Annotated in this window: 21 protein-coding genes and 4 tRNA genes; 6 read left to right on the top strand and 19 right to left on the bottom strand. The window is 70.2% G+C overall.

The features are described from left to right. Positions 1-18: 18 nt before the first annotated feature. From rpoB to ADK41_RS29855, 9 genes are all read right to left on the bottom strand, one after another. On the bottom strand, positions 19-3,504 hold the full coding sequence (gene rpoB / locus ADK41_RS29895) for a DNA-directed RNA polymerase subunit beta (protein ID WP_030823474.1): 3,486 nt from the start codon (positions 3,502-3,504) through the stop codon (positions 19-21). Positions 3,505-4,085: 581 nt separating this feature from the next. Beyond that, complete coding sequence (gene rplL / locus ADK41_RS29890) at positions 4,086-4,469, bottom strand: 50S ribosomal protein L7/L12 (RefSeq protein ID WP_030823471.1); 384 nt, start codon at positions 4,467-4,469, stop codon at positions 4,086-4,088. 123 nt (positions 4,470-4,592) lie between these two features. Further along, entirely contained in the window at positions 4,593-5,123 is a 531-nt protein-coding gene (rplJ, locus tag ADK41_RS29885) for a 50S ribosomal protein L10 (protein WP_030823469.1), read from the bottom strand. 311 nt (positions 5,124-5,434) lie between these two features. Then, complete coding sequence (locus ADK41_RS29880) at positions 5,435-6,349, bottom strand: hypothetical protein (protein ID WP_030823467.1); 915 nt, start codon at positions 6,347-6,349, stop codon at positions 5,435-5,437. Between the two features lie 166 nt (positions 6,350-6,515). Further along, positions 6,516-7,241, bottom strand: a complete 726-nt coding sequence (rplA, locus tag ADK41_RS29875) for a 50S ribosomal protein L1 (protein WP_030823465.1) — start codon at positions 7,239-7,241, stop codon at positions 6,516-6,518. A gap of 82 nt (positions 7,242-7,323) precedes the next feature. Beyond that, positions 7,324-7,758 (bottom strand): 50S ribosomal protein L11, encoded by a 435-nt coding sequence (gene rplK, locus ADK41_RS29870; protein ID WP_006130605.1) that lies wholly within the window; start codon positions 7,756-7,758, stop codon positions 7,324-7,326. Positions 7,759-7,926: 168 nt separating this feature from the next. Then, positions 7,927-8,757 (bottom strand): transcription termination/antitermination protein NusG, encoded by an 831-nt coding sequence (gene nusG, locus ADK41_RS29865; RefSeq protein WP_030823463.1) that lies wholly within the window; start codon positions 8,755-8,757, stop codon positions 7,927-7,929. A gap of 235 nt (positions 8,758-8,992) precedes the next feature. Continuing rightward, entirely contained in the window at positions 8,993-9,277 is a 285-nt protein-coding gene (gene secE / locus ADK41_RS29860; protein WP_030823461.1) for a preprotein translocase subunit SecE, read from the bottom strand. Between the two features lie 109 nt (positions 9,278-9,386). Continuing rightward, positions 9,387-9,459, bottom strand: a tRNA-Trp gene (locus ADK41_RS29855). Positions 9,460-9,730: 271 nt separating this feature from the next. On the opposite strand from ADK41_RS29855, the gene ADK41_RS29850 reads away from it, so the two are divergent. Continuing rightward, the gene (locus tag ADK41_RS29850) at positions 9,731-10,957 is read left to right on the top strand and encodes a pyridoxal phosphate-dependent aminotransferase (RefSeq protein ID WP_030823459.1); all 1,227 of its coding nucleotides are present in this window, start codon (positions 9,731-9,733) and stop codon (positions 10,955-10,957) included. A gap of 124 nt (positions 10,958-11,081) precedes the next feature. Continuing rightward, positions 11,082-12,155, top strand: coding sequence for an adenosine deaminase (locus ADK41_RS29845; RefSeq protein WP_051843062.1), 1,074 nt, complete (start codon positions 11,082-11,084; stop codon positions 12,153-12,155). Here the strand turns inward: ADK41_RS29845 and ADK41_RS29840 are convergent. The 7 genes from ADK41_RS29840 to ADK41_RS29810 all read right to left on the bottom strand — a co-directional run bounded on the left by ADK41_RS29840 (position 12,136) and on the right by ADK41_RS29810 (position 15,460). Beyond that, the gene (locus ADK41_RS29840) at positions 12,136-12,807 is read right to left on the bottom strand and encodes a hypothetical protein (RefSeq protein ID WP_030823454.1); all 672 of its coding nucleotides are present in this window, start codon (positions 12,805-12,807) and stop codon (positions 12,136-12,138) included. The genes ADK41_RS29845 and ADK41_RS29840 overlap by 20 nt on opposite strands. Positions 12,808-12,872: 65 nt before the next feature. Next, positions 12,873-13,928: a UDP-N-acetylmuramate dehydrogenase gene (locus tag ADK41_RS29835; protein WP_030823452.1), complete on the bottom strand. Its 1,056-nt coding sequence runs from the start codon at positions 13,926-13,928 to the stop codon at positions 12,873-12,875. A gap of 54 nt (positions 13,929-13,982) precedes the next feature. After that, positions 13,983-14,411, bottom strand: a complete 429-nt coding sequence (locus tag ADK41_RS29830) for a MaoC family dehydratase (protein WP_030823451.1) — start codon at positions 14,409-14,411, stop codon at positions 13,983-13,985. An 8-nt stretch (positions 14,412-14,419) separates the two neighbouring features. Then, entirely contained in the window at positions 14,420-14,872 is a 453-nt protein-coding gene (locus ADK41_RS29825; RefSeq protein ID WP_030823450.1) for a MaoC family dehydratase N-terminal domain-containing protein, read from the bottom strand. 143 nt (positions 14,873-15,015) lie between these two features. Further along, entirely contained in the window at positions 15,016-15,180 is a 165-nt protein-coding gene (gene rpmG / locus ADK41_RS29820) for a 50S ribosomal protein L33 (protein WP_003948671.1), read from the bottom strand. 88 nt (positions 15,181-15,268) lie between these two features. Next, positions 15,269-15,341, bottom strand: a tRNA-Met gene (locus ADK41_RS29815). Positions 15,342-15,387: 46 nt separating this feature from the next. Further along, positions 15,388-15,460: transfer RNA gene (locus tag ADK41_RS29810), tRNA-Thr, on the bottom strand. Between the two features lie 200 nt (positions 15,461-15,660). On the opposite strand from ADK41_RS29810, the gene ADK41_RS29805 reads away from it, so the two are divergent. Both ADK41_RS29805 and ADK41_RS29800 read left to right on the top strand, forming a co-directional pair. Next, positions 15,661-16,923 (top strand): amidohydrolase family protein, encoded by a 1,263-nt coding sequence (locus tag ADK41_RS29805; protein WP_030823449.1) that lies wholly within the window; start codon positions 15,661-15,663, stop codon positions 16,921-16,923. Positions 16,924-16,986: 63 nt separating this feature from the next. Beyond that, a complete protein-coding gene (locus ADK41_RS29800; protein ID WP_030823448.1) occupies positions 16,987-17,643 on the top strand; it encodes an NAD(P)H-binding protein in 657 nt (218 codons plus the stop codon). Here ADK41_RS29800 and ADK41_RS29795 read toward each other — a convergent pair. Together ADK41_RS29795 and ADK41_RS29790 are read right to left on the bottom strand one after the other, a co-directional pair. Then, positions 17,640-17,852 (bottom strand): hypothetical protein, encoded by a 213-nt coding sequence (locus ADK41_RS29795; protein ID WP_030823447.1) that lies wholly within the window; start codon positions 17,850-17,852, stop codon positions 17,640-17,642. The two genes, ADK41_RS29800 and ADK41_RS29795, sit on opposite strands and share 4 nt — an antisense overlap. Before the next feature lie 101 nt (positions 17,853-17,953). Then, positions 17,954-18,035: transfer RNA gene (locus ADK41_RS29790), tRNA-Tyr, on the bottom strand. A 235-nt stretch (positions 18,036-18,270) separates the two neighbouring features. Between ADK41_RS29790 and ADK41_RS29785 the strand changes: the two genes are divergently transcribed. Continuing rightward, a complete protein-coding gene (locus ADK41_RS29785) occupies positions 18,271-18,759 on the top strand; it encodes a YajQ family cyclic di-GMP-binding protein (RefSeq protein WP_030823445.1) in 489 nt (162 codons plus the stop codon). Between the two features lie 121 nt (positions 18,760-18,880). On the opposite strand, the gene ADK41_RS29780 is transcribed toward ADK41_RS29785, so the two are convergent. Then, the gene (locus ADK41_RS29780) at positions 18,881-19,147 is read right to left on the bottom strand and encodes a GlsB/YeaQ/YmgE family stress response membrane protein (protein ID WP_030823443.1); all 267 of its coding nucleotides are present in this window, start codon (positions 19,145-19,147) and stop codon (positions 18,881-18,883) included. 92 nt (positions 19,148-19,239) lie between these two features. Between ADK41_RS29780 and ADK41_RS29775 the strand changes: the two genes are divergently transcribed. Continuing rightward, positions 19,240-20,563 (top strand): APC family permease (locus tag ADK41_RS29775; RefSeq protein ID WP_245174643.1); only part of this gene is annotated, 1,324 nt, incomplete at its 3' end.

The raw sequence follows: 20,563 nt of genomic DNA, 5'->3' as shown, positions 1-20,563 counted from the left end.
CGGGCCGCCCCACTCCCGTCAGACCTCTTCGACGCTGCTCGGCTCGCGCCGGGACAGGTCGATGCCGAGCTCCTCCGCAGCGCGGAAGACGTCCTCGTCGGTGTCACGCATCTCGATGGACATGCCGTCGCTGGACAGCACCTCCACGTTCAGGCACAGGGACTGCATCTCCTTGATGAGGACCTTGAAGGACTCGGGGATGCCGGGCTCGGGGATGTTCTCGCCCTTGACGATCGCCTCGTAGACCTTCACGCGGCCGGTGACGTCGTCGGACTTGATGGTCAGCAGCTCCTGGAGCGCGTAGGCGGCGCCGTACGCCTCGAGTGCCCACACCTCCATCTCGCCGAACCGCTGGCCACCGAACTGAGCCTTACCACCCAGCGGCTGCTGGGTGATCATGGAGTACGGACCGGTCGAACGCGCGTGCAGCTTGTCGTCGACCAGGTGGTGCAGCTTCAGGATGTACATGTAGCCGACCGAGATCGGCTCCGGGAACGGCTCGCCCGAGCGGCCGTCGTACAGCCGCGCCTTGCCGGACGGGAGCACCATGCGCTCGCCGTCGCGGTTCGGGATGGTGTGCTGGAGCAGGCCCGCGAGCTCGTCCTCACGCGCACCGTCGAAGACCGGGGTGGCGACGTTGGTGCCGGGCTCGACCTTGTCGGCGCCGATGGCCTGGAGCCGCTCGGCCCACTCCTCCGCGAGGCCGGAGACGTCCCAGCCGCGGCTGGCGAGCCAGCCGAGGTGGATCTCCAGGACCTGTCCCGGGTTCATCCGGGACGGGACGCCCAGCGGGTTGAGGATGATGTCGACCGGCGTGCCGTCCTCCAGGAACGGCATGTCCTCGATCGGGTTGATCTTGGAGATGACGCCCTTGTTGCCGTGGCGGCCGGCGAGCTTGTCACCGTCGGTGATCTTGCGCTTCTGCGCGACGTAGACGCGCACCAGCTGGTTGACGCCGGGGGGAAGCTCGTCGCCCTCCTCGCGGTCGAAGACGCGCACGCCGATGACCTTGCCGGTCTCGCCGTGCGGCACCTTCAGCGAGGTGTCACGGACCTCACGGGCCTTCTCGCCGAAGATCGCGCGGAGCAGGCGCTCCTCGGGGGTCAGCTCGGTCTCGCCCTTGGGCGTGACCTTGCCGACGAGGATGTCGCCGGCGATGACCTCGGCGCCGATGCGGATGATGCCGCGCTCGTCGAGGTCGGCGAGGACCTCCTCGGAGACGTTCGGGATGTCCCGGGTGATCTCCTCGGGGCCCAGCTTGGTGTCACGGGCGTCGACCTCGTGCTCCTCGATGTGGATCGAGGAGAGGACGTCGTCCTGCACGAGGCGCTGCGACAGGATGATCGCGTCCTCGTAGTTGTGGCCCTCCCACGGCATGAACGCGACCAGCAGGTTCTTGCCGAGCGCCATCTCGCCGTTCTCGGTGGCCGGGCCGTCGGCGAGGACCTGGCCGGTGATGATCCGGTCGCCCTCGTTGACGATGACCTTCTGGTTGACCGAGGTGCCCTGGTTGGAGCGCGAGAACTTGGCCAGGCGGTACGTGATGTACGTGCCGTCGTCGTTGGCGGTGGTGATGTAGTCCGCGGAGACCTCCTGGACCACACCGTCCTTCTCGGCCTTGACCACGTCGCCGGCGTCGACGGCGGAGCGGTACTCCATGCCGGTGCCGACGAGCGGGGACTCGCTCTTGATCAGCGGCACGGCCTGGCGCATCATGTTCGCGCCCATGAGGGCACGGTTGGCGTCGTCGTGCTCGAGGAACGGGATCATGGCGGTCGCGACCGACACCATCTGGCGCGGCGAGACGTCCATGTAGTCGACGTCGTCACCGGGGACGTAGTCGACCTCGCCGCCACGACGGCGGACCAGGATCCGGTTCTCGACGAACCGCATCTCGTCGCTCAGCGGGGCGTTGGCCTGCGCGATGACGAAGCGGTCCTCCTCGTCGGCGGTCAGGTAGTCGACCTCGTCGGTGACCTGGCCCTCGACGACCTTGCGGTACGGCGTCTCGATGAAGCCGAACGGGTTGATCCGGCCGTACGAGGCGAGCGAGCCGATCAGACCGATGTTCGGGCCTTCCGGCGTCTCGATCGGGCACATGCGGCCGTAGTGCGACGGGTGCACGTCACGGACCTCGAAGCCGGCCCGCTCACGGGAGAGACCACCCGGGCCGAGGGCGTTCAGACGACGCTTGTGCGTCAGCCCCGACAGCGGGTTGTTCTGGTCCATGAACTGCGACAGCTGGCTGGTGCCGAAGAACTCCTTGATGGAGGCGACGACCGGCCGGATGTTGATCAGGGTCTGCGGCGTGATCGCCTCGACGTCCTGGGTGGTCATGCGCTCGCGCACGACGCGCTCCATACGGGCGAGACCCGTACGGACCTGGTTCTGGATCAGCTCGCCGACGTTGCGGATGCGGCGGTTGCCGAAGTGGTCGATGTCGTCGGTCTCGACCATGATCGAGCGACCGGACTCGCCGACCGTCTCGGTCTCACCGGCGTGCAGCTTCACCAGGTACTTGATGGTGGCGATGATGTCGTCGGTGGTGAGCACGCCGGCGTCCAGCGGCTCGTCCCCGCCGAGCTTCTTGTTCACCTTGTAGCGGCCGACCTTGGCGAGGTCGTAGCGCTTGGGGTTGAAGTAGAGGTTCTCGAGCAGCGTCTGCGCGGCCTCACGCGTGGGGGGCTCGCCCGGACGCAGCTTGCGGTAGATGTCGAGCAGCGCGTCGTCCTGGCCCTGGGTGTGGTCCTTCTCCAGGGTGGCGCGCATGGACTCGTACTCGCCGAACTCCTCGAGAATCTGCTCGGTGGTCCAGCCGAGCGCCTTCAGGAGGACGGTGACGGACTGCTTGCGCTTGCGGTCGATGCGGACACCGACCATGTCGCGCTTGTCGATCTCCATCTCCAGCCAGGCGCCCCGGGAAGGGATGATCTTGGCGGAGAAGATGTCCTTGTCGGACGTCTTGTCGATGGAGGAGTCGAAGTAGACGCCGGGCGAACGGACCAGCTGCGACACCACGACACGCTCGGTGCCGTTGATGACGAACGTGCCCTTGTTCGTCATGAGCGGGAAGTCGCCCATGAAGACGGTCTGGGACTTGATCTCGCCGGTCTCGTTGTTGGTGAACTCGGCGGTGACGAAGAGCGGGGCCGCGTACGTGAAGTCGCGCTCCTTGCACTCGTCGATGGAGTTCTTCGGCGGCTCGAAGCGGTGGTCGCGGAAGGTCAGCGACATCGACCCGGAGAAGTCCTCGATCGGGGAGATCTCTTCGAAGATCTCCTCCAGACCGGACTTGGTGGGGACGTCGTGCCCGTTCTCGAGAGCCTCCTCGACCCGACTCTGCCAGGCGGTGTTCCCGAGCAGCCAGTCGAAGCTCTCGGTCTGCAGCGCGAGCAGGTTCGGAACCTCGAGAGGCTCCTTGATCTTTGCAAAGGAGATGCGCAGCGGGGCGGTGCTGGCACCGTTGTTCGTATTCGCGGTCGAGGCGTTGCGCGAGGCGGCCAAGAGGGGGTCCTTCCGAGGGCTCGGACTCACTACGCGCGTACCGGCCCCCCACCGTGCAGAGAGACGGACATCCCAGGTCGGAGATGATCCAGTCGTCGATGCTCGAGCGAGGGCATGCCCCTGGTGACGGGCAGGGGACAGCTAACAGGCAGCGCAAAGGGTCAGTGTAGCCATTTGCCACACTGATGTCCAATGCCGGTTTACGAACCCGGTGGAGGCCCTCGTTCTTCTCAACTCCTGCGACAAGGCGCTGCCCTCAACGCACGTTGATACTGCCCTCTTTGCCGTCGATCCATGCCTCGGATTCGGATCCTTGCGACGACGCGTCCTGAGAATTGCGCGCCGCGTGCGGTTCGTCAAGGCCCCTCTTGCCGGAGCCGCCTGCCACCAGGCACATCCTCGCGGCCCCCGGGAGGCACGACGAAGATCACCCTACCCCCCGCCGTCCCGGGGGCAAGGCAGCCGCCGCCGGGCCCCTCATACGCCGAGGAGCGACCACCCGGATGGATGATCGCTCCTCAGCGCTTGAGCGTTACACGTCCCGCGGGACGCGCAGCGGGTCCTGACGGGCCCGGAAGGTCTTACTTGACCTCGACGGAGGCGCCGGCGCCCTTGAGGGACTCGGCGGCCTTCTCGGCGGCGTCCTTGGCGACCTTCTCGAGGACGGGCTTCGGGGCGCCGTCCACGAGGTCCTTGGCCTCCTTCAGACCCAGGGAGGTCAGCTCACGCACGACCTTGATGACCTGGATCTTCTTGTCGCCGGCACCGGTGAGGATGACGTCGAACTCGTCCTTCTCCTCGGCGGCCTCGGCCGGGGCGGCCGGACCGGCCGGGCCCGCGACGGCCACGGCGGCGGCGGCGGTGACGTCGAACTTCTCCTCGAAGGCCTTCACGAACTCGGAGAGCTCGATGAGGGTCATCTCCTCGAACTGGGCGAGCAGGTCTTCCTGGCTGAGCTTCGCCATGATGGCGGTCCTTCCACTAAATCGGCAGGTGCCGGATGTACGGGGTGTGGCGGGCGTACGTCGGGCCCGCGTCGACCCTCACCTCGTGCGGTTCACGCGGCGAGGATCGGAAAGCGAGCCGAATTACTCGGCACCGCCCTGCTCGTCCTGCTTGGCACGGAGCGCGTCCACGGTGCGGACGAGCTTCGAGGGGAGCGCCTGGAAGAGCTGAGCAGTCTGCGTCTGCTTGCCCTTGAAGGCGCCCGCCAGCTTGGCGAGCAGAACCTCGCGGGACTCGAGGTCCGCGAGCTTCTTGATCTCGTCGGCGGACATCGCCTTGCCGTCAAGGACACCGCCCTTGATGACGAGATTCGGGTTGTCCTTGGCGAAGTCACGAAGACCCTTCGCCGACTCCACCGGGTCACCGGTGACGAAGGCGACCGCCGTCGGGCCAGCGAAGAGCTGGTCGTCGAGCGTGATCCCGGCCTCGTTGGCCGCAATCTTGGTCAGCGTGTTCTTCACCACGGCGTACTGGGCGTTCTCACCGAGCGAACGACGCAGCGTCTTGAGCTGCGCCACGGTGAGACCGCGGTACTCGGTCAGCACGGCGGCGTTGGAGCTGCGGAACTTGTCCGTCAGCTCGGCAACCGCGGCAGCCTTGTCGGGCCTCGCCATAGAGCCTCGGCCTCCTTCCGGGTGATTCGGACCGCGCGGACCCGAAGGAGGACTGGGGAAAACGAAACGCCCCGGCGCAGGCGCACGGGGCGTAGCTCAACCGGTCGCTCGCGTCCTTACGACGGCGGGCTCCGGGAACTCTTCCACTGACACCTGCGCGGGTCGTCCGCAGTTCAGCGGATCCTTCGGCCACCGTGAACTCTGACGAGCGCACGGCAACGACCAGCGGTCTTTGGCTTCCGTGGAAGAGTACGCGAACGGATCGGCGTCAAGCAAATCGGCCGATCATGGGCATCGGGAGCGCCGGGGCCTCAGGCGCTGAGGCCGGCCCCGGAGTCCGCCCCGAGGCCCTCCAGCTCCTTCAGCATCTCGACGAAGTCGAAGGTGTCCCGTGCCGGCGGCGTCTCGACCTCGGCCCTGGCCCCGTAGTCCGAGTAGTCGCTCGTCAGGTTGATCGTCCCCTGGGGCGTCCTCATCCCGATGACCATCTTGACCGGGTAGTCGTCCTCGTTGACCCAGACCTGGGTGTCGTACCCCTTCATGCCCGACTTCTCGGCGTCGGCGAGCAGCTCCTGGCGCTCCGCCTCGGAGAGCAGGCCGAAGGACTCGTCGGCGTCGGCCATTTCCTCGAAGCTCAGCGTGCCCTCGTAGTGCTGCGTCCGGACGCCGTCGATCTCCTCCGGCCCGACGTGCTTCAGACTCGGCGACTCGAGCAGCAGGGCGATCTGCTGTGCCGGGTCCTGGTTCAGGTTCTCCAGGCCGCCGGCCATCCGCTTCCGCAGTTCCGCGTCGCCGGCCTCCTCGGCCATGGCGGCGAAGTCCATCCTCATCCAGCGCTTGCCGTCCATCTCGGCGGCCTGCTCCGCGCCCGCGTCCATGTAGACGACGTCGTCCACCATGATCATGCGGACCTTCTCGGGAACGTCCGGGTCGTCCGCCATGACGCCGGAGGTCTTCATGGTGACGTCCATGACACCGGGGTCCCAGCCCTGCACGCCGGAGAGCTCCATGCTCCCGCTCCCCGCCATCGTCATGGTCATCCGGACCTTGGCGGACTTGGCCTCCGAGGTGTTCTCGAAGGCGGCCTGGAGGACCTTCGTCATCTCGTTCCGCGTCTGCCGGCCCTCGGCCCCCGCCGGGGCGCCGTCCTGGCAACCCGCGACGCCCACGACGACGGCCGCGGCCGTCAGACAGACACCCGCGCGCCTCCATGCGGTCATGCCCATGAGTCCCACCCCCGGTTGTTTCGCTGCGCTACGCCTGTGAGGTCGAGGGAACGGTAACCCACGCCCCCGACACCGCCGACGGAAAAAAGCCCGTCCCCGCGCCTCGGACGAGGTGCGGGGACGGGCTCTCACGGCGTGCACGGGCCGGTCATCCGGCCCACCCGGCTCAGACGGCGGCCGGGTCCTCCTCGACGAGGAGGTTGCGGGTGCGGTTCGGGTCGAGCGGAATGCCGGGGCCCATCGTGGTGCTGATGGCGGCCTTCTTGATGTAGCGACCCTTGGCGGCGGACGGCTTCAGACGGAGGATCTCCTCCAGCGCGGCGCCGTAGTTCTCCACCAGCTTGGTGTCGTCGAAGGACGACTTGCCGATGATGAAGTGCAGGTTCGAGTGCTTGTCGACGCGGAACTCGATCTTGCCGCCCTTGATGTCGTTGACGGCCTTGGTGACGTCCGGAGTCACGGTGCCGGTCTTCGGGTTCGGCATCAGACCACGGGGACCGAGCACGCGGCCGAGGCGGCCGACCTTGCCCATGAGGTCCGGGGTGGCGACGACGGCGTCGAAGTCCAGACGGCCCTTCGACACCTCGTCGATCAGCTCGTCGGCGCCGACGATGTCGGCGCCCGCGGCACGCGCGGCCTCGGCACGGTCACCGGTCGCGAAGACCAGGACCCGGGCGGTCTTGCCGGTGCCGTGCGGGAGGTTCACGGTGCCACGGACCATCTGGTCGGCCTTGCGCGGGTCGACACCCAGGCGGAAGGCGACCTCGACGGTGCCGTCGAACTTGGTCGTGGACGTCTCCTTGGCGAGACGGACGGCCTCGAGCGGGGCGTACAGCTTCTCCCGGTCGATCTTGGCGTCCGCAGCGCGGAGAGACTTGCTGCGCTTGCTCACTGAAAGCTCCTGTGGAATCTGAGGAGTCGTGGTCCGGGCCGAGCAGGCCCTGCCACTACTGCTTGGCTTACGGGGGTGGAGGTCAGCCCTCGACCGTGACGCCCATGGAACGGGCGGTGCCGGCGATGATCTTCTCGGCGGCGTCCAGGTCGTTGGCGTTGAGGTCGGGCATCTTGGTGGTGGCGATCTCACGGACCTGGTCACGCGTGATCTTCGCGACCTTGGTCTTGTGCGGCTCGCCGGAGCCCTTCTCCACGCCCGCGGCCTTGAGGATCATCTTCGCGGCCGGCGGGGTCTTGGTGATGAAGGTGAAGGAGCGGTCCTCGTAGACCGTGATCTCCACCGGGATGACCCAGCCGCGCTGCGACTCGGTCGCGGCGTTGTAGGCCTTGCAGAACTCCATGATGTTCACGCCGTGCTGACCCAGCGCGGGGCCGACCGGCGGAGCCGGGTTCGCGGCACCGGCCTGGATCTGGAGCTTGATGAGCCCCGTGACCTTCTTCTTCTTGGGAGGCATGGCTCTCCGGGTCCTTTCGATTCGGGTCCTGCCCGCGCCATGGGGACAACCCGGACGCAGGCATACCGCACAACGATAACGGGTATAGATGCGCGGCTGAAAACCGAGCAGGTCAGGCGCGCGTGCGACCGCTCGCCTGACCTGTTCGGACGCTGTGTGCCAGAAGGGCTAGTTCTTCTGGATCTGGTCGAAGGAGAGCTCGACCGGCGTCTCGCGGCCGAAGATCTCCACCAGGCCCTTGACCTTCTTGGAGTCGGGGTTGATCTCGTTGATGGTCGCCTGGAGCGTGGCGAACGGGCCGTCGGTGACGGTGACCGAGTCGCCGACCTCGAAGTCCAGCACCTGGACCTCGACCTTGCGCTGCGGGGCCGGCTTGCCCTCGGCCTCGGCGGCCTCGCGGGCGGCCTTCTCCTCGGCCTCCGGGGCGAGCATCTTGACGATCTCGTCCAGCGTCAGCGGGTACGGGTCGTAGGCGTTGCCCACGAAGCCGGTGACACCGGGGGTGTTGCGGACGACGCCCCAGGACTCGTTCGTCAGGTCCATGCGGACCAGGACGTAACCCGGGAGCTTGTTCTGCTTGATCGTCTTGCGGTCGCCGTTCTTGATCTGGACGACCTCTTCCTGCGGCACCTCGGCCTGGAAGATGTAGTCCTCGACGTTCAGCGAGACGGCGCGCTGCTCCAGGTTGGTCTTCACCCGGTTCTCGTAGCCCGCGTACGTGTGGATGACGTACCACTCGCCGGGCAGCGTCCGCAGTTCCTCGCGGAGCTTCTCGACCGGGTCGCGGTCGTCCTCCTCGGCAGCGGCCTCGGACTCGTCCTCCGGCTCCGCCGCCTCGTCGCCCTCGACGAGCGAGGTCGCGTCGTCCGCGGTCTCACCCGGCTCGGCGACGGCAGTCCCGGCCTCGTCCAGGTCCTCGTCCGCGCCCTCGACGGTGTCGAGTTCGTCGTCGACGGACTCACCGGGCTCGATGGCGTCGTTCAGGTTCTGGTCAGGCACGGTGACTGCTTCTTCTTCCTGGATACAAGGGTTGACCTCACCCTGCCGCCTGAGAGCGGAAGGGTTCCAACCCGATGGGTTGAGGTTCACGGACGCTCGACCGCCGACGCGGCGTCATCCCTCTGGCAAGCCCTGCCACGACGCCCTTACGGGCGCAAAGAGCCTATCACGGAGCACCGCCCCTTCCGGAATGCGCGAAAAGGGCGCCCGGGATCCCGGCGCCCCTGTCGAGAGCTCAGCCGAAGACGTACTTGGCGGCGTGACTGAGACCATAGTCGATCAGGGTGACCAGACCGATCATCACGACGACGAAGACGATCACGGCGGTCGTGTACGACGTCAGCTGGTTGCGGGTGGGCCAGACGACCTTGCGGAGTTCCGCGATGATCTGACGGTAGAAGAGCGCGAGACGCTTCAGCGGCCCCTTCTTGGCCCGCTTGCCGCCCTTGCGGGTCTTCTTGGAGTCCGGCGCCTCGTCCTGGGCATCAGGCATGTCGATGGAGCCCACGGCGTCCGTCACTCGTCCTCACCTGATTCCGGGTCGTGGCCGTGCCGCGCCCGGTCAGAGCCCGCACGGCGGTGCATTGCTGTACGTACATGCGCACACATCCTGGCGAAGGTGTGTGTAGCAGGGCCGGAGGGACTTGAACCCCCAACCGCTGGTTTTGGAGACCAGTGCTCTACCAATTGAGCTACGACCCTTTGTGTGTCCCCCAACGTACCGCATCCGACCGGGTGCTTGGTGTGCACCGGCTGAGCGCGGGCCGCTGAAGGCCAACGAGGTGAGAGTGTACGTGTTCCCGGGCCGGGCGTCGAACGAAAAGCACCCGGGAAGCACCACCCCGGCGGAAGATCGTCCCGCCGTGCCGTCGCGGCGGCGTCGATCCGGACTGGTGTCCAGGGGTTTGCCCGGTGTTGTTCAGTACGTGAAACCCCCGTGCCGCGTGGGTTTCCGGTCTGGAACGATGGGTCCATGAGCGCTGCAACCCCTCCCACCGAGCGCCGGGTCTCCGCCCGAGTCGGCGCGATCTCCGAGTCCGCCACCCTCGCCGTGGACGCCAAGGCCAAGGCCCTCAAGGCCGCCGGGCGTCCGGTGATCGGCTTCGGCGCCGGTGAGCCCGACTTCCCGACGCCGGACTACATCGTCGAGGCCGCGATCGAGGCCTGCAAGAACCCGAAGTACCACCGGTACACGCCGGCCGGCGGTCTGCCGGAGCTGAAGTCCGCGATCGCCGCCAAGACTCTGCGCGACTCCGGCTACGAGGTGGACCCCTCCCAGATCCTGGTCACCAATGGCGGCAAGCAGGCCATCTACGAGGCCTTCGCCGCGATCCTCGACCCGGGCGACGAGGTCATCGTCCCGGCGCCGTACTGGACCACGTACCCGGAGTCGATCCGGCTGGCCGGCGGTGTCCCGGTCGAGGTGGTCACCGACGAGACGACCGGCTACCGCGTGAGCGTGGAACAGCTGGAGGCGGCCCGCACCGAGCGGACGAAGGTCGTCCTCTTCGTCTCCCCGTCGAACCCGACCGGCGCGGTCTACGGCGAGGCCGAGACCGAGGCGATCGGCACGTGGGCCGTCGAGCACGGCCTGTGGGTGCTCACCGACGAGATCTACGAGCACCTGGTCTACGGCGACGCCGTGTCCGTGTCCCTGCCCGCGCTCCTGCCCGAGCTGCGCGACAAGTGCGTCGTGGTCAACGGTGTGGCGAAGACGTACGCGATGACGGGCTGGCGGGTCGGCTGGATCATCGGCCCGAAGGACGTGGTGAAGGCCGCGACCAACCTGCAGTCGCACGCCACGTCGAACGTCTCCAACGTCGCCCAGGCGGCCGCGCTCGCCGCCGTCTCCGGCGACCTGGACGCGGTCGCGACCATGCGCGAGGCCTTCGACCGGCGGCGGAAGACCATCGTCCGGATGCTCAACGAGATCGACGGCGTGGTCTGCCCGGAGCCCGAGGGCGCGTTCTACGTCTACCCCTCGGTGAAGGCGCTGATCGGCAAGGAGATCCGGGGCAGGCGCCCGCAGGACTCGGTCGAGCTCGCGGCGCTCATCCTGGAGGAGGTCGAGGTCGCGGTGGTGCCGGGTGAGGCGTTCGGCACGCCGGGCTACCTGCGGCTGTCGTACGCGCTGGGCGACGAGGACCTCGTCGAGGGCGTGAGCCGGATCCAGAAGCTGCTGGCGGAGGCGCGCGACTGACGTCGTCCTTCCGCCGCAGGGGCGCCCGGGTCTCCTCCCGGGCGCCCCTGTTCTTTTGTGCGGGCAAGACCACGAAAGGGGAAAGCGCTACCGGGACGGACGGGGCGTGCGGCAGGATCGGTGAATGCTGAGCTCTTCAGGGGGGCTCCCCCCGAACCCCCCGCGTGTACGTGATCTCTCCGAACTGCCGAAGGCCCATCTGCACCTGCACTTCACCGGGTCCATGCGGCCCACCACCCTGCTGGAACTGGCCGACAAGTACGGCGTGCGCCTGCCCGAGGCGCTGACCGACGCGCTGACCAGCGGGGAACCGCCGAGACTGCGGGCCACGGACGAGCGCGGCTGGTTCCGCTTCCAGCGGCTGTACGACGCGGCGCGCTCGTGCCTGCGGGAGCCGGAGGACATCCAGCGGCTGGTGCGGGAGGCGGCGGAGGAGGACCTGCGGGACGGCTCGGGCTGGCTGGAGATCCAGGTGGACCCGACGTCGTACGCGCCCCGGCTGGGCGGGCTGATCCCGGCGCTGGAGATCATCCTGGACGCGGTGGACGCGGCGACGCGGGACACCGGGATCGGGATGCGGGTGCTGGTGGCGGCCAACCGGATGAAGCATCCCCTGGACGCGCGCACGCTGGCCCGGCTGGCGGTGCGGTACGCGGACCGGGGGATCGTCGGGTTCGGCCTCTCCAACGACGAGCGGCGCGGGATGGCCCGCGACTTCGACCGGGCGTTCTCGATCGCGCGGGAGGGCGGGCTGCTGTCCGCGCCGCACGGCGGCGAACTGGCGGGGCCGGCCTCGGTCCGGGACTGCCTGGACGACCTGGCGGCGGACCGGATCGGGCACGGGGTGCGGGCGGCGGACGACCCGCGGCTGATGCGGCGGCTGGCGGACCGTCAGGTGACGTGCGAGGTGTGCCCGGCGTCGAACGTGGCGCTGGGCGTGTACGACAAACCGGAGGACGTCCCGCTGCGCACCCTGTTCGAGGCGGGGGTCCCCCTGGCGCTGGGCGCGGACGACCCGTTGCTGTTCGGCTCCCGGCTGACGGCGCAGTACGAGATCGCGCGGGACCACCACGGCTTCACGGACGCGGAGCTGGCGGAGGTGGCCCGGCAGTCGGTGCGGGGCTCGGCGGCCCCGGAGGACGTGAAGGCGAGACTGCTGTCGGGTGTGGACGACTGGCTCACCGCCCCGGTCGCTTGACGTGGGCGCAGGGCGGATACGGCTTGAAACAGACCATGATCTCGTAGGGGTGGCCGCCGCCGGGCCCCTGGACGAGGTGGTCGAGGCTCAGGACGAAGGCCGCCCGCCCCTCCACGACCCCCTTCTCGCGCGGCCCCCGGCCGGCCGCGTACGCCAGGGACACGGCCGTCTCGGCGAAGGCGTCGCGGCCGCCGTGGAGGAAGAGGGTGCGCGCGTGGGTGACGTGCCGCGGTTCGTCCCGGCGGTCCGCCCACCGCGGGCGCCCGCGCAGGGCGGCGGCGTCCCGGTCCGTGCGCGCCTCGTCGGTGCGGACGGCCGGCGGGGCGCCCGGTCCGAGCGAGCGGCGCAACCGCGGCCACGCGCTCGGGCGCAGTCCGTAGGAGTGATGGACCAGGACCAGGTCGACGAGGTCTCCGAGGCCCTCGTCCGGCGGGACGCCGCTGCGCAGCGGCACGTGGACGATCGTGTGGCGCGCGCAGGCGGCGAAGGAGAACAGGCCGGCGAGCCGGTTCAGCCCGTCGTGGTCGCCGAGGAGCAGGCCGATGGGCTCCGGGGCGCGCGGCGAGGTGTGGCGCAGGGGGTGCCGGGGCTGGACGACGCGGTGCTCGCGCGGGCCCGTACGGGGTCGGAACCGGCGCAGTCCCAACTGCATGTGGTCGGCCGCACGGACCCGGGATCGCGGGCCCGTGCGGCCGACGGCAACGGGGATTTCCGCCGCTACAGGCTCACGCCCACCGTGACCGGTTCGTTGACCAGCGTGACGCCGAAGGCCTCGTGCACGCCGGCGACGACCTCGCGGGCGAGTGCCAGCAGGTCCTCGGTGGTCGCCTCGCCGCGGTTGGTGAGGGCGAGGGTGTGCTTGGTGGAGATGCGGGCCGGGCCGGCGCCGTAGCCCTTGGTGAAGCCCGCCTTGTCGATCAGCCAGGCCGCGGAGGTCTTGGTGCGGCCCTCGCCCGCGGGGTACGCGGGGGGCTCGGCGTCGTCGCCGAGCCGCTCCCGTACGCGCGCGCGGAAGGCCGCGAACGCCGCGTCGTCGAGGATCGGGTTGGTGAAGAAGGAACCGGCCGACCAGGTGTCGTGGTCCTCGGGGTCCAGGACCATGCCCTTGCCCGCACGGAGCTTCAGGACCGTCTCGCGGGCCGTGGCCAGGGGGACCCGCTCGCCCGGTGCGACACCGAGGACGCGGGCCGTCTCGGCGTACTTGACGGGGCTGGAGAGGCCGCCCGCGTCCTCCAGCGCGAAGCGCACGCGCAGGACGACGTAACGCTCGGGGTCGGCCTTGAAGCGGCTGTGGCGGTAGGAGAAGGCGCACTCCTCGTTGCCGAGCGTGACGGTCTCGCGGGCCCGGCGGTCGTAGGCGACGACCTCGGTGAGGGTGGAGGAGACCTCCTGCCCGTACGCGCCGACGTTCTGGATCGGGGTGGCGCCCGCCGAGCCGGGGATGCCGGCCAGGCACTCGATGCCGGCCAGGCCCGCGTCGACGGTGCGGGCGACGGCGTCGGTCCACACCTCGCCGGCGGCCAGCTCCAGTCGCGTGCCGTCCAGGGTGAACCCCTTGGTCGCGACGGAGAGGGCGGTGCCGTCGAAGCCCTTGTCGCCGATGACCAGGTTGGAGCCGCCGCCGATGACCAGCAGCGGTGTACCGCTGTCGTCGGCCTCGCGGACGACGGCGATCACCTCGTCGTCGGTCGTCGCGGTGACCAGCCGGGTCGCGGGGCCGCCCAGCCGGAAGGTGGTCAGTGGGGCGAGGGGGGCGTCGTGGAGTTCCTGCACGGGCCCAAGACTACGAGACGGCGCCGACGGCCCCGCTCCCCCGACCCGTTCGGGTCAGCCCAGCCGGACGACCGCACGCGACATGCCCAGGACCTTCTGTCCCGCGCTGGTCGCGGTGAGGTCCACGCGGACCGTGTGGTCGTCGAGCTTGGCGGCGACCTTGCCGCTGACCTCGATGACGGCGCCCTGCCCGTCGTCGGGGACGACGACCGGACGGGTGAAGCGGACGCCGTACTCGACGACCGCGCCCGGGTCGCCCACCCAGTCGGTCACCACGCGGATCGCCTCGGCCATGGTGAACATGCCGTGCGCGATGACGTCGGGCAGGCCGACCTCCCTGGCGAACCTCTCGTTCCAGTGGATGGGGTTGAAGTCACCGGAGGCGCCCGCGTACTGGACGAGGGTGGCGCGGGTCACGGGGAACGTCTGTGCGGGCAGCTCGGTGCCGACCTCGACGTCGGCGTAGGGGATCTTCGCCGTCATGGTGTTCGTCACGCCTCCTCGGCCGCGCGGGCCACCAGCTTGGTCCATGCGGTGACGACGTGCTCGCCGTCCTGGTCGTGCACCTCGCCGCGGATGTCCAGTATGTCGTTGCCGGCCATCGACTTGACCGTCTCGATGGTCGAGGTGACGGTGAGCCGGTCACCGGCGCGCACCGGACGGACGTAGGCGAACCTCTGGTCGCCGTGCACCACCCGGCTGTAGTCGAGGCCGAGCCGGGGGTCGGCGACGACCTGGCCCGCGGCCTTGAAGGTGATCGCGAACACGAAGGTGGGCGGGGCGATCACATCGGGGTGGCCGAGCGCCTTGGCGGCCTCCACGTCCGTGTACGCCGGGTTGGCGTCCCCCACCGCCTCGGCGAACTCGCGGATCTTCTCCCGGCCCACCTCGTAGGGCTCGGTGGGCGGGTAGGTCCGCCCCACGAAGGACTGGTCGAGCGCCATGCGCGCGGCACCTCCTGTGTCGTCTGTCTCTGCCTGCGGTCGGCCGGTCCTGACCGTATCCGGTCGGCGGGAAAAAGATCGTCGGGAAAACGACACGAGGCCGCCCCCCTGGCTGGGGGGACGGCCTCGTGTACGAGCCTGTTTTATCGCGTTTCGCGATGCGCGGTGTGCGCATTGCAACGCGGGCAGTGCTTCTTCATCTCAAGACGGTCCGGGTTGTTACGCCGGTTCTTCTTGGTGATGTAGTTCCGCTCCTTGCACTCCACGCAGGCCAGCGTGATCTTCGGGCGGACGTCGGTGGCAGCCACGTGAGTGCTCCTTGACGAACGGATTGACTGTATTTACGCAAGAAGAGTAGCCGATCGAAGGACCGACCCCGCAATCGGCTACTGTCTGTAGCGGTGACCGGACTTGAACCGGTGACACAGCGATTATGAGCCGCTTGCTCTACCGACTGAGCTACACCGCTTTGATGCGATCGGGCCCCGCCTCGCGGCGGGAACCTCACACACCAGAGCCCCAAAACGGAATCGAACCGTTGACCTTCTCCTTACCATGGAGACGCTCTGCCGACTGAGCTATTGGGGCGAGCGATGAAGACATTACACGGTCCGCCGCCGTTCGCCCAAATCCGTTTCGCCCCCTCCTCCCCGGGGCGGACCACGCCGGTACGACTATTGGGCTCCTCCCGGCGAGGGGCGGGCCCCCGGCCTAGGCTCGACTCACTCTGCGTGATCTTGCCTGCGTGACCTTGCCCCCCGGTGCGCAGCCCGAGCCCCTGGAACGCGATGCCCGACAGCCGGCCGCAGCCGCCGCCCCGTCCGCCCTCGCCCCCGGGTCCGGTCGCGGCCGGTCCGGACCCGCTGCTGCTGTGCGGCGCGCGCCTCACCGACGGCCGGACCGTGGACGTACGGCTGGGCGGCGGACGCATCGAGGCGGTCGGTACGGCCGGCAGCCTGGCGGCGGACGCCACGCGCGCGTGCGACACGCAGGTCGACCTCACCGGCTACCTGCTCCTGCCGGCCCCCGCGGAGCCCCACGTCCACGCGGACACGGCGCTGTCCGCCGACGACGGCGGCCCCGTCTCGTACGACCCCCGGGACGTCCAGCGCCGCGCGACGGAGGCGGCGCTGCTCCAGCTCGGGCACGGCGCGACGGCGCTGCGGGCGCACGTGCGCGTGGGCGACGTGACCGGGCTCGGCGCGCTGACCGCCGTACTGCGGGCGGGGCGCTCGCTGCGCGGACTGGCCGAACTGACGACGGTGGCGGTGCCCCGGGTGCTGACCGGGGTGGCCGGGGCGGACGGGCTCGCGGTACTGCGGGACGCGGTGAAGACGGGCGCGTCCGTGGTGGGCGGCTGCCCCGATCTCGACCCCGATCCCACGGGGTACGTGGAGGCGGTCCTGGAGGTCGCCGCCGAACACGGCCGCCCCGTCGATCTGCACACGGACGCCGCCGACCCCGCCCGTCTGGCCCGGTTCGCGGCCATGGCGGGCGGGCTGCGGCCGGGGGTCGCCCTCGGCCCGTGCGGCGGTCTCGCCCGGCTGCCCGCCGAGCCGGCCGCGCGGACCGCGGACCGGCTCGCGGCGGCCGGGGTGACGGTGGTGTGCCTGCCACAGGGCGGCTGCGGCGCCGTGGACCACCGGGGCACGGCGCCGGTACGGCTGCTGCGGTCGGCGGGGGTGCGGGTGGCCGCCGGGAGCGGCGCCCTGCGGGACGTGTCGAACCCGGTGGGCCGCGGCGATCCGCTGGAGGCGGCGTACCTGCTGGCCTCCCGCCACGGACTGTCCGCCGAGGACGCCTACGACGCGGTGAGCGGGGCGGCGCGGGCGGCCCTGGGGCTGCCCGAGGTGCGGGTGGAGGCGGGTTTCCCGGCCGAGCTGCTGGCGGTCCGCGGGGACGGGCTCCCGGAGGCGCTGTCGCTGGGGTACAGCCGTGTCGTGGTGCACGGGGGGCGTGTGGTGGCGCGGACCAGCACGGTGCGGGAGTACGGCGGTCCTGCGGCGGAGATGGAACCGGGGCTGCCCCGGCAGGGCCGGGGCGACGCGTAGGGGCGGGCGGGCCCCTGGGGCGTTGCGCGGCGAACGCGGCCGCCCCGGCGTACGGTCGGAAACATGCGCATTGTCATCGCTGGTGGTCATGGTCAGATCGCGCTGCGGCTGGAGCGGCTGCTCGCCGCGCGCGGGGACGAGGTGGCGGGCATCATCCGCAACCCCGAACACTCCGACGAGCTGCGGCGGCTGGGCGCCGAACCGGTCGTGCTCGACCTGGAGTCGGCGTCGGTGGAGGAGGTCGCACAGCGGCTGGAGGGCGCGGACGCGGCGGTCTTCGCGGCGGGTGCCGGACCGGGCAGCGGTGTGGGCCGCAAGGAGACGGTGGACAAGGCGGCGGCGGTCCTCTTCGCCGACGCGGCCGTCCGCGCGGGCGTACGGCGTTTCGTGATCGTGTCGTCCATGGGCGCGGACCCGGCCCACGAGGGCGACGAGATCTTCGACGTGTACCTGCGCGCCAAGGGTGAGGCGGACGCCTACGTACGCGGTCTGGACGCCCTGGACTGGACGATCCTGCGCCCCGGTCAGCTCACCAACGACGCCGGCACCGGCCTGATCCGCCTGGAGGCCCGCACGGGCCGCGGCCCGGTCCCGCGCGACGACGTGGCCGCCGTGCTGGCGGAGCTGGTGGACACCCCCGCGACGGCCGGCCTGACCCTGGAGCTGATCAGCGGCCCCGCGCCGGTGTCGGTGGCCGTGAAGTCGGTGGCCGGCAACTAGAAGAGGGGCATCTGCCCCGGGAACTCCGGCACCACGTAGCCGTCCAGCGAGGGCTGTTCCGCACCGAGCGGGGCGTGTCTGCGTGACCCGGGGCACGAGGTCAGTTCCCCGCTCCCCCGGGCGCCGGGCGGATCGTGCCGCGCGTACCGTCCGGCGACGACGGCGATCTCACGACGGCACACGGGGCAGGGGCGGCGACGGGACGACATGGGGCCAGTGTGCCCCTCGTCCCCCGGGGTGCTCCCCCGCGAACATGAAGAGACCCCCTCCGGGCTGCGTTTCCGCAGTCCGGAGGGGGTCTTCCCCAGTGTGGCGGCGCCAGGATTCGAACCTGGGAAGGCTGAGCCGGCAGATTTACAGTCTGCTCCCTTTGGCCGCTCGGGCACACCGCCGGGGTTGCTGCCGTCGAACCGCTTTTCGGCGGTGCTCCGTGGCAACGACGTAAACAATACCCGATGGGCAGGGGTGCTTCGCCACCCGATTGATCGCGACCCGGAGGCCGGGGGGTGACTAGGCTGGTCCGGATGCGGCCGGGGACCGATGCCGGGCTCGGGGGCCGCTTCACGTACGCCGGTACGCATCCGGTGCGCAGCCCGGTACGCACCCCGATTCAAGGAGCCACAGGACATGGCCGACTCCAGTTTCGACATCGTCTCGAAGGTCGAGCGGCAGGAGGTCGACAACGCCCTCAACCAGACCGCCAAGGAGATCTCGCAGCGCTACGACTTCAAGGGCGTGGGCGCCTCGATCTCGTGGTCCGGGGAGAAGATCCTCATGGAGGCGAACTCCGAGGACCGGGTCAAGGCCGTCCTCGACGTCTTCCAGTCCAAGCTGATCAAGCGGGGCATCTCCCTGAAGGCCCTGGACGCGGGTGAGCCGCAGCTCTCGGGCAAGGAGTACAAGATCTTCGCGTCGATCGAGGAGGGCATCTCCCAGGACAACGCGAAGAAGGTCGCGAAGATCATCCGCGATGAGGGCCCGAAGGGCGTGAAGGCCCAGGTGCAGGGCGACGAGCTGCGGGTCAGCTCCAAGAGCCGCGACGACCTGCAGACCGTCATCGCGCTGCTCAAGGGCAAGGACTTCGACTTCGCCCTGCAGTTCGTGAACTACCGGTAGGCCCGGCCGGCCGGAACCGGTGGCGTTCGCACGCCGCACGGGCACGGGGAAGGGTGGGCGCCCGGGCGGCGCCCACCCTTCTCGTCCGTCGGGCGCGGCCGCGGGGCCCGCGGCCGCGCGGTCAGTCGCGTGAGTGGCCGAACAGGATGCGGTAGGCGACCAGGAGGACGAGCGAGCCGCCGATCGCGGCGGCCCAGGTGGCGCCGTCGTAGAAGTCCTTGGTGATCGGGTGGTCGAGCCAGCGGGCCGATATCCAGCCGCCGATGAACGCACCGGCGACGCCGATCAGCGTCGTGCCGACGAGGCCGCCCGGGTCGCGGCCGGGCAGCAGGAACTTCGCCACCGCCCCGGCCAGCAGCCCCAGGATGATCCAACTGATGATCGTCATGCCGCGTACCTGCCCTTTCCTGCCGCCCTTGCACCGTGAAGGACGTCACGCGCGCACCTGCCGGTTGCGTGTGATCAGTAGGGTGCGGCCTCATGACGCACACGTCCGGTCCTGAACTGCGCCGCACGCTCGGTGTCGGTGACGCCGTGGTCATCGGTCTCGGCTCGATGGTGGGAGCCGGGATCTTCGCCGCCCTGGCGCCCGCCGCGCACGCGGCCGGTTCCGGGCTGCTCCTCGGGCTGGCGGTCGCCGCCGTGGTCGCCTACTGCAACGCCACGTCGTCGGCACGCCTCGCCGCCCTCTACCCGGCCTCGGGCGGCACGTACGTGTACGGGCGCGAGCGGCTCGGGGACTTCTGGGGTTACCTCGCGGGCTGGGCGTTCGTGGTCGGGAAGACGGCCTCCTGCGCGGCGATGGCCCTCACCGTGGGCGCCTACGTCTGGCCGGGGCAGGCGCACGCCGTGGCGGTGGCCGCCGTGGCGGCGCTGACCGCGGTGAACTACGGCGGTGTCCAGAAGTCCGCGTGGCTGACGCGGGTGATCGTGGGGGTGGTCCTGGCCGTCCTCGCTTTCGTGGTGGTCGTGTGCCTGACGTCGGGGGAAGCCGATGCCGGCCGGCTGGGCATCGGGGTCCCGGGCGGTGCCGGCGGGGTGTTGCAGGCGGCCGGTCTGCTGTTCTTCGCCTTCGCCGGGTACGCCCGTATCGCGACCCTCGGTGAGGAGGTCCGGGATCCGGCGCGCACCATCCCGCGGGCGATCCCGTTGGCCCTGGGCATCGCGCTGGTCGTGTACGCGGCTGTCGCCGTGGCCGTCCTCTCGGTCCTGGGGCCGAAGGGGCTGGGCGAGGCCGCCGCGCCGCTCGCCGACGCGGTGCGGGCCGCCGGCGCCCCCTGGCTGGCGCCGGTGGTGCGGGTGGGCGCCGCGGTGGCCGCGCTGGGGTCGCTGCTCGCCCTGATCCTGGGGGTCTCACGGACGACGCTGGCCATGGCCCGGGACCGGCGTCTGCCGGGTGTCCTCGCCGTCGTGCATCCGCGGTTCCGGGTGCCGCACCGGGCGGAGCTGGCCGTGGGCGCGGTGGTCGCCGTCCTGGCCGCCACGGTGGATGTGCGGGGCGCGATCGGGTTCTCCTCCTTCGGTGTGCTGGCGTACTACGCGGTGGCCAACGCGTCGGCCTGGACACTCGATCCACGGCCGGCGACGCGGGTGGTGCCGGTGGTGGGGCTCACCGGGTGCCTGGTGCTGGCGTTCTCGCTGCCGTGGGTCTCGGTGGCCGTGGGCGCGGGGGTGCTGGTGGTGGGGGCGGTGGCTTACGGCGTGCGGCGGGGGCCGGGGGCGGGGCGTGGGCGGGAGCCCTGGCGGGGCCCGGGGGCGGGGGCGGGGTGGCCGCGGGGGGGGGGGGGGTTTCCCGGGGGGGTGG

This window comes from Streptomyces caelestis (assembly GCF_001279005.1).
Taxonomy (GTDB): domain Bacteria; phylum Actinomycetota; class Actinomycetes; order Streptomycetales; family Streptomycetaceae; genus Streptomyces; species Streptomyces heliomycini.
Note: the sequence above shows the minus strand (reverse complement) of the source record. Positions and strands in the feature narration are given on the sequence as shown.

What these genes read in the sequence shown, in the direction of transcription:
- rplL (WP_030823471.1), bottom strand. Translation starts at nt 4,469, where the DNA reads ATGGCGAAGCTCAGCCAGGAAGACCTGCTCGCCCAGTTCGAGGAGATG.
- rplJ (WP_030823469.1), bottom strand. Translation starts at nt 5,123, where the DNA reads ATGGCGAGGCCCGACAAGGCTGCCGCGGTTGCCGAGCTGACGGACAAG.
- ADK41_RS29880 (WP_030823467.1), bottom strand. Translation starts at nt 6,349, where the DNA reads ATGGGCATGACCGCATGGAGGCGCGCGGGTGTCTGTCTGACGGCCGCG.
- rplK (WP_006130605.1), bottom strand. Translation starts at nt 7,758, where the DNA reads ATGCCTCCCAAGAAGAAGAAGGTCACGGGGCTCATCAAGCTCCAGATC.
- ADK41_RS29850 (WP_030823459.1), top strand. Translation starts at nt 9,731, where the DNA reads ATGAGCGCTGCAACCCCTCCCACCGAGCGCCGGGTCTCCGCCCGAGTC.
- ADK41_RS29845 (WP_051843062.1), top strand. Translation starts at nt 11,082, where the DNA reads ATGCTGAGCTCTTCAGGGGGGCTCCCCCCGAACCCCCCGCGTGTACGT.
- ADK41_RS29840 (WP_030823454.1), bottom strand. Translation starts at nt 12,807, where the DNA reads ATGCAGTTGGGACTGCGCCGGTTCCGACCCCGTACGGGCCCGCGCGAG.
- ADK41_RS29830 (WP_030823451.1), bottom strand. Translation starts at nt 14,411, where the DNA reads ATGACGGCGAAGATCCCCTACGCCGACGTCGAGGTCGGCACCGAGCTG.
- ADK41_RS29825 (WP_030823450.1), bottom strand. Translation starts at nt 14,872, where the DNA reads ATGGCGCTCGACCAGTCCTTCGTGGGGCGGACCTACCCGCCCACCGAG.
- ADK41_RS29805 (WP_030823449.1), top strand. Translation starts at nt 15,661, where the DNA reads ATGCCCGACAGCCGGCCGCAGCCGCCGCCCCGTCCGCCCTCGCCCCCG.
- ADK41_RS29800 (WP_030823448.1), top strand. Translation starts at nt 16,987, where the DNA reads ATGCGCATTGTCATCGCTGGTGGTCATGGTCAGATCGCGCTGCGGCTG.
- ADK41_RS29795 (WP_030823447.1), bottom strand. Translation starts at nt 17,852, where the DNA reads ATGTCGTCCCGTCGCCGCCCCTGCCCCGTGTGCCGTCGTGAGATCGCC.
- ADK41_RS29785 (WP_030823445.1), top strand. Translation starts at nt 18,271, where the DNA reads ATGGCCGACTCCAGTTTCGACATCGTCTCGAAGGTCGAGCGGCAGGAG.
- ADK41_RS29780 (WP_030823443.1), bottom strand. Translation starts at nt 19,147, where the DNA reads ATGACGATCATCAGTTGGATCATCCTGGGGCTGCTGGCCGGGGCGGTG.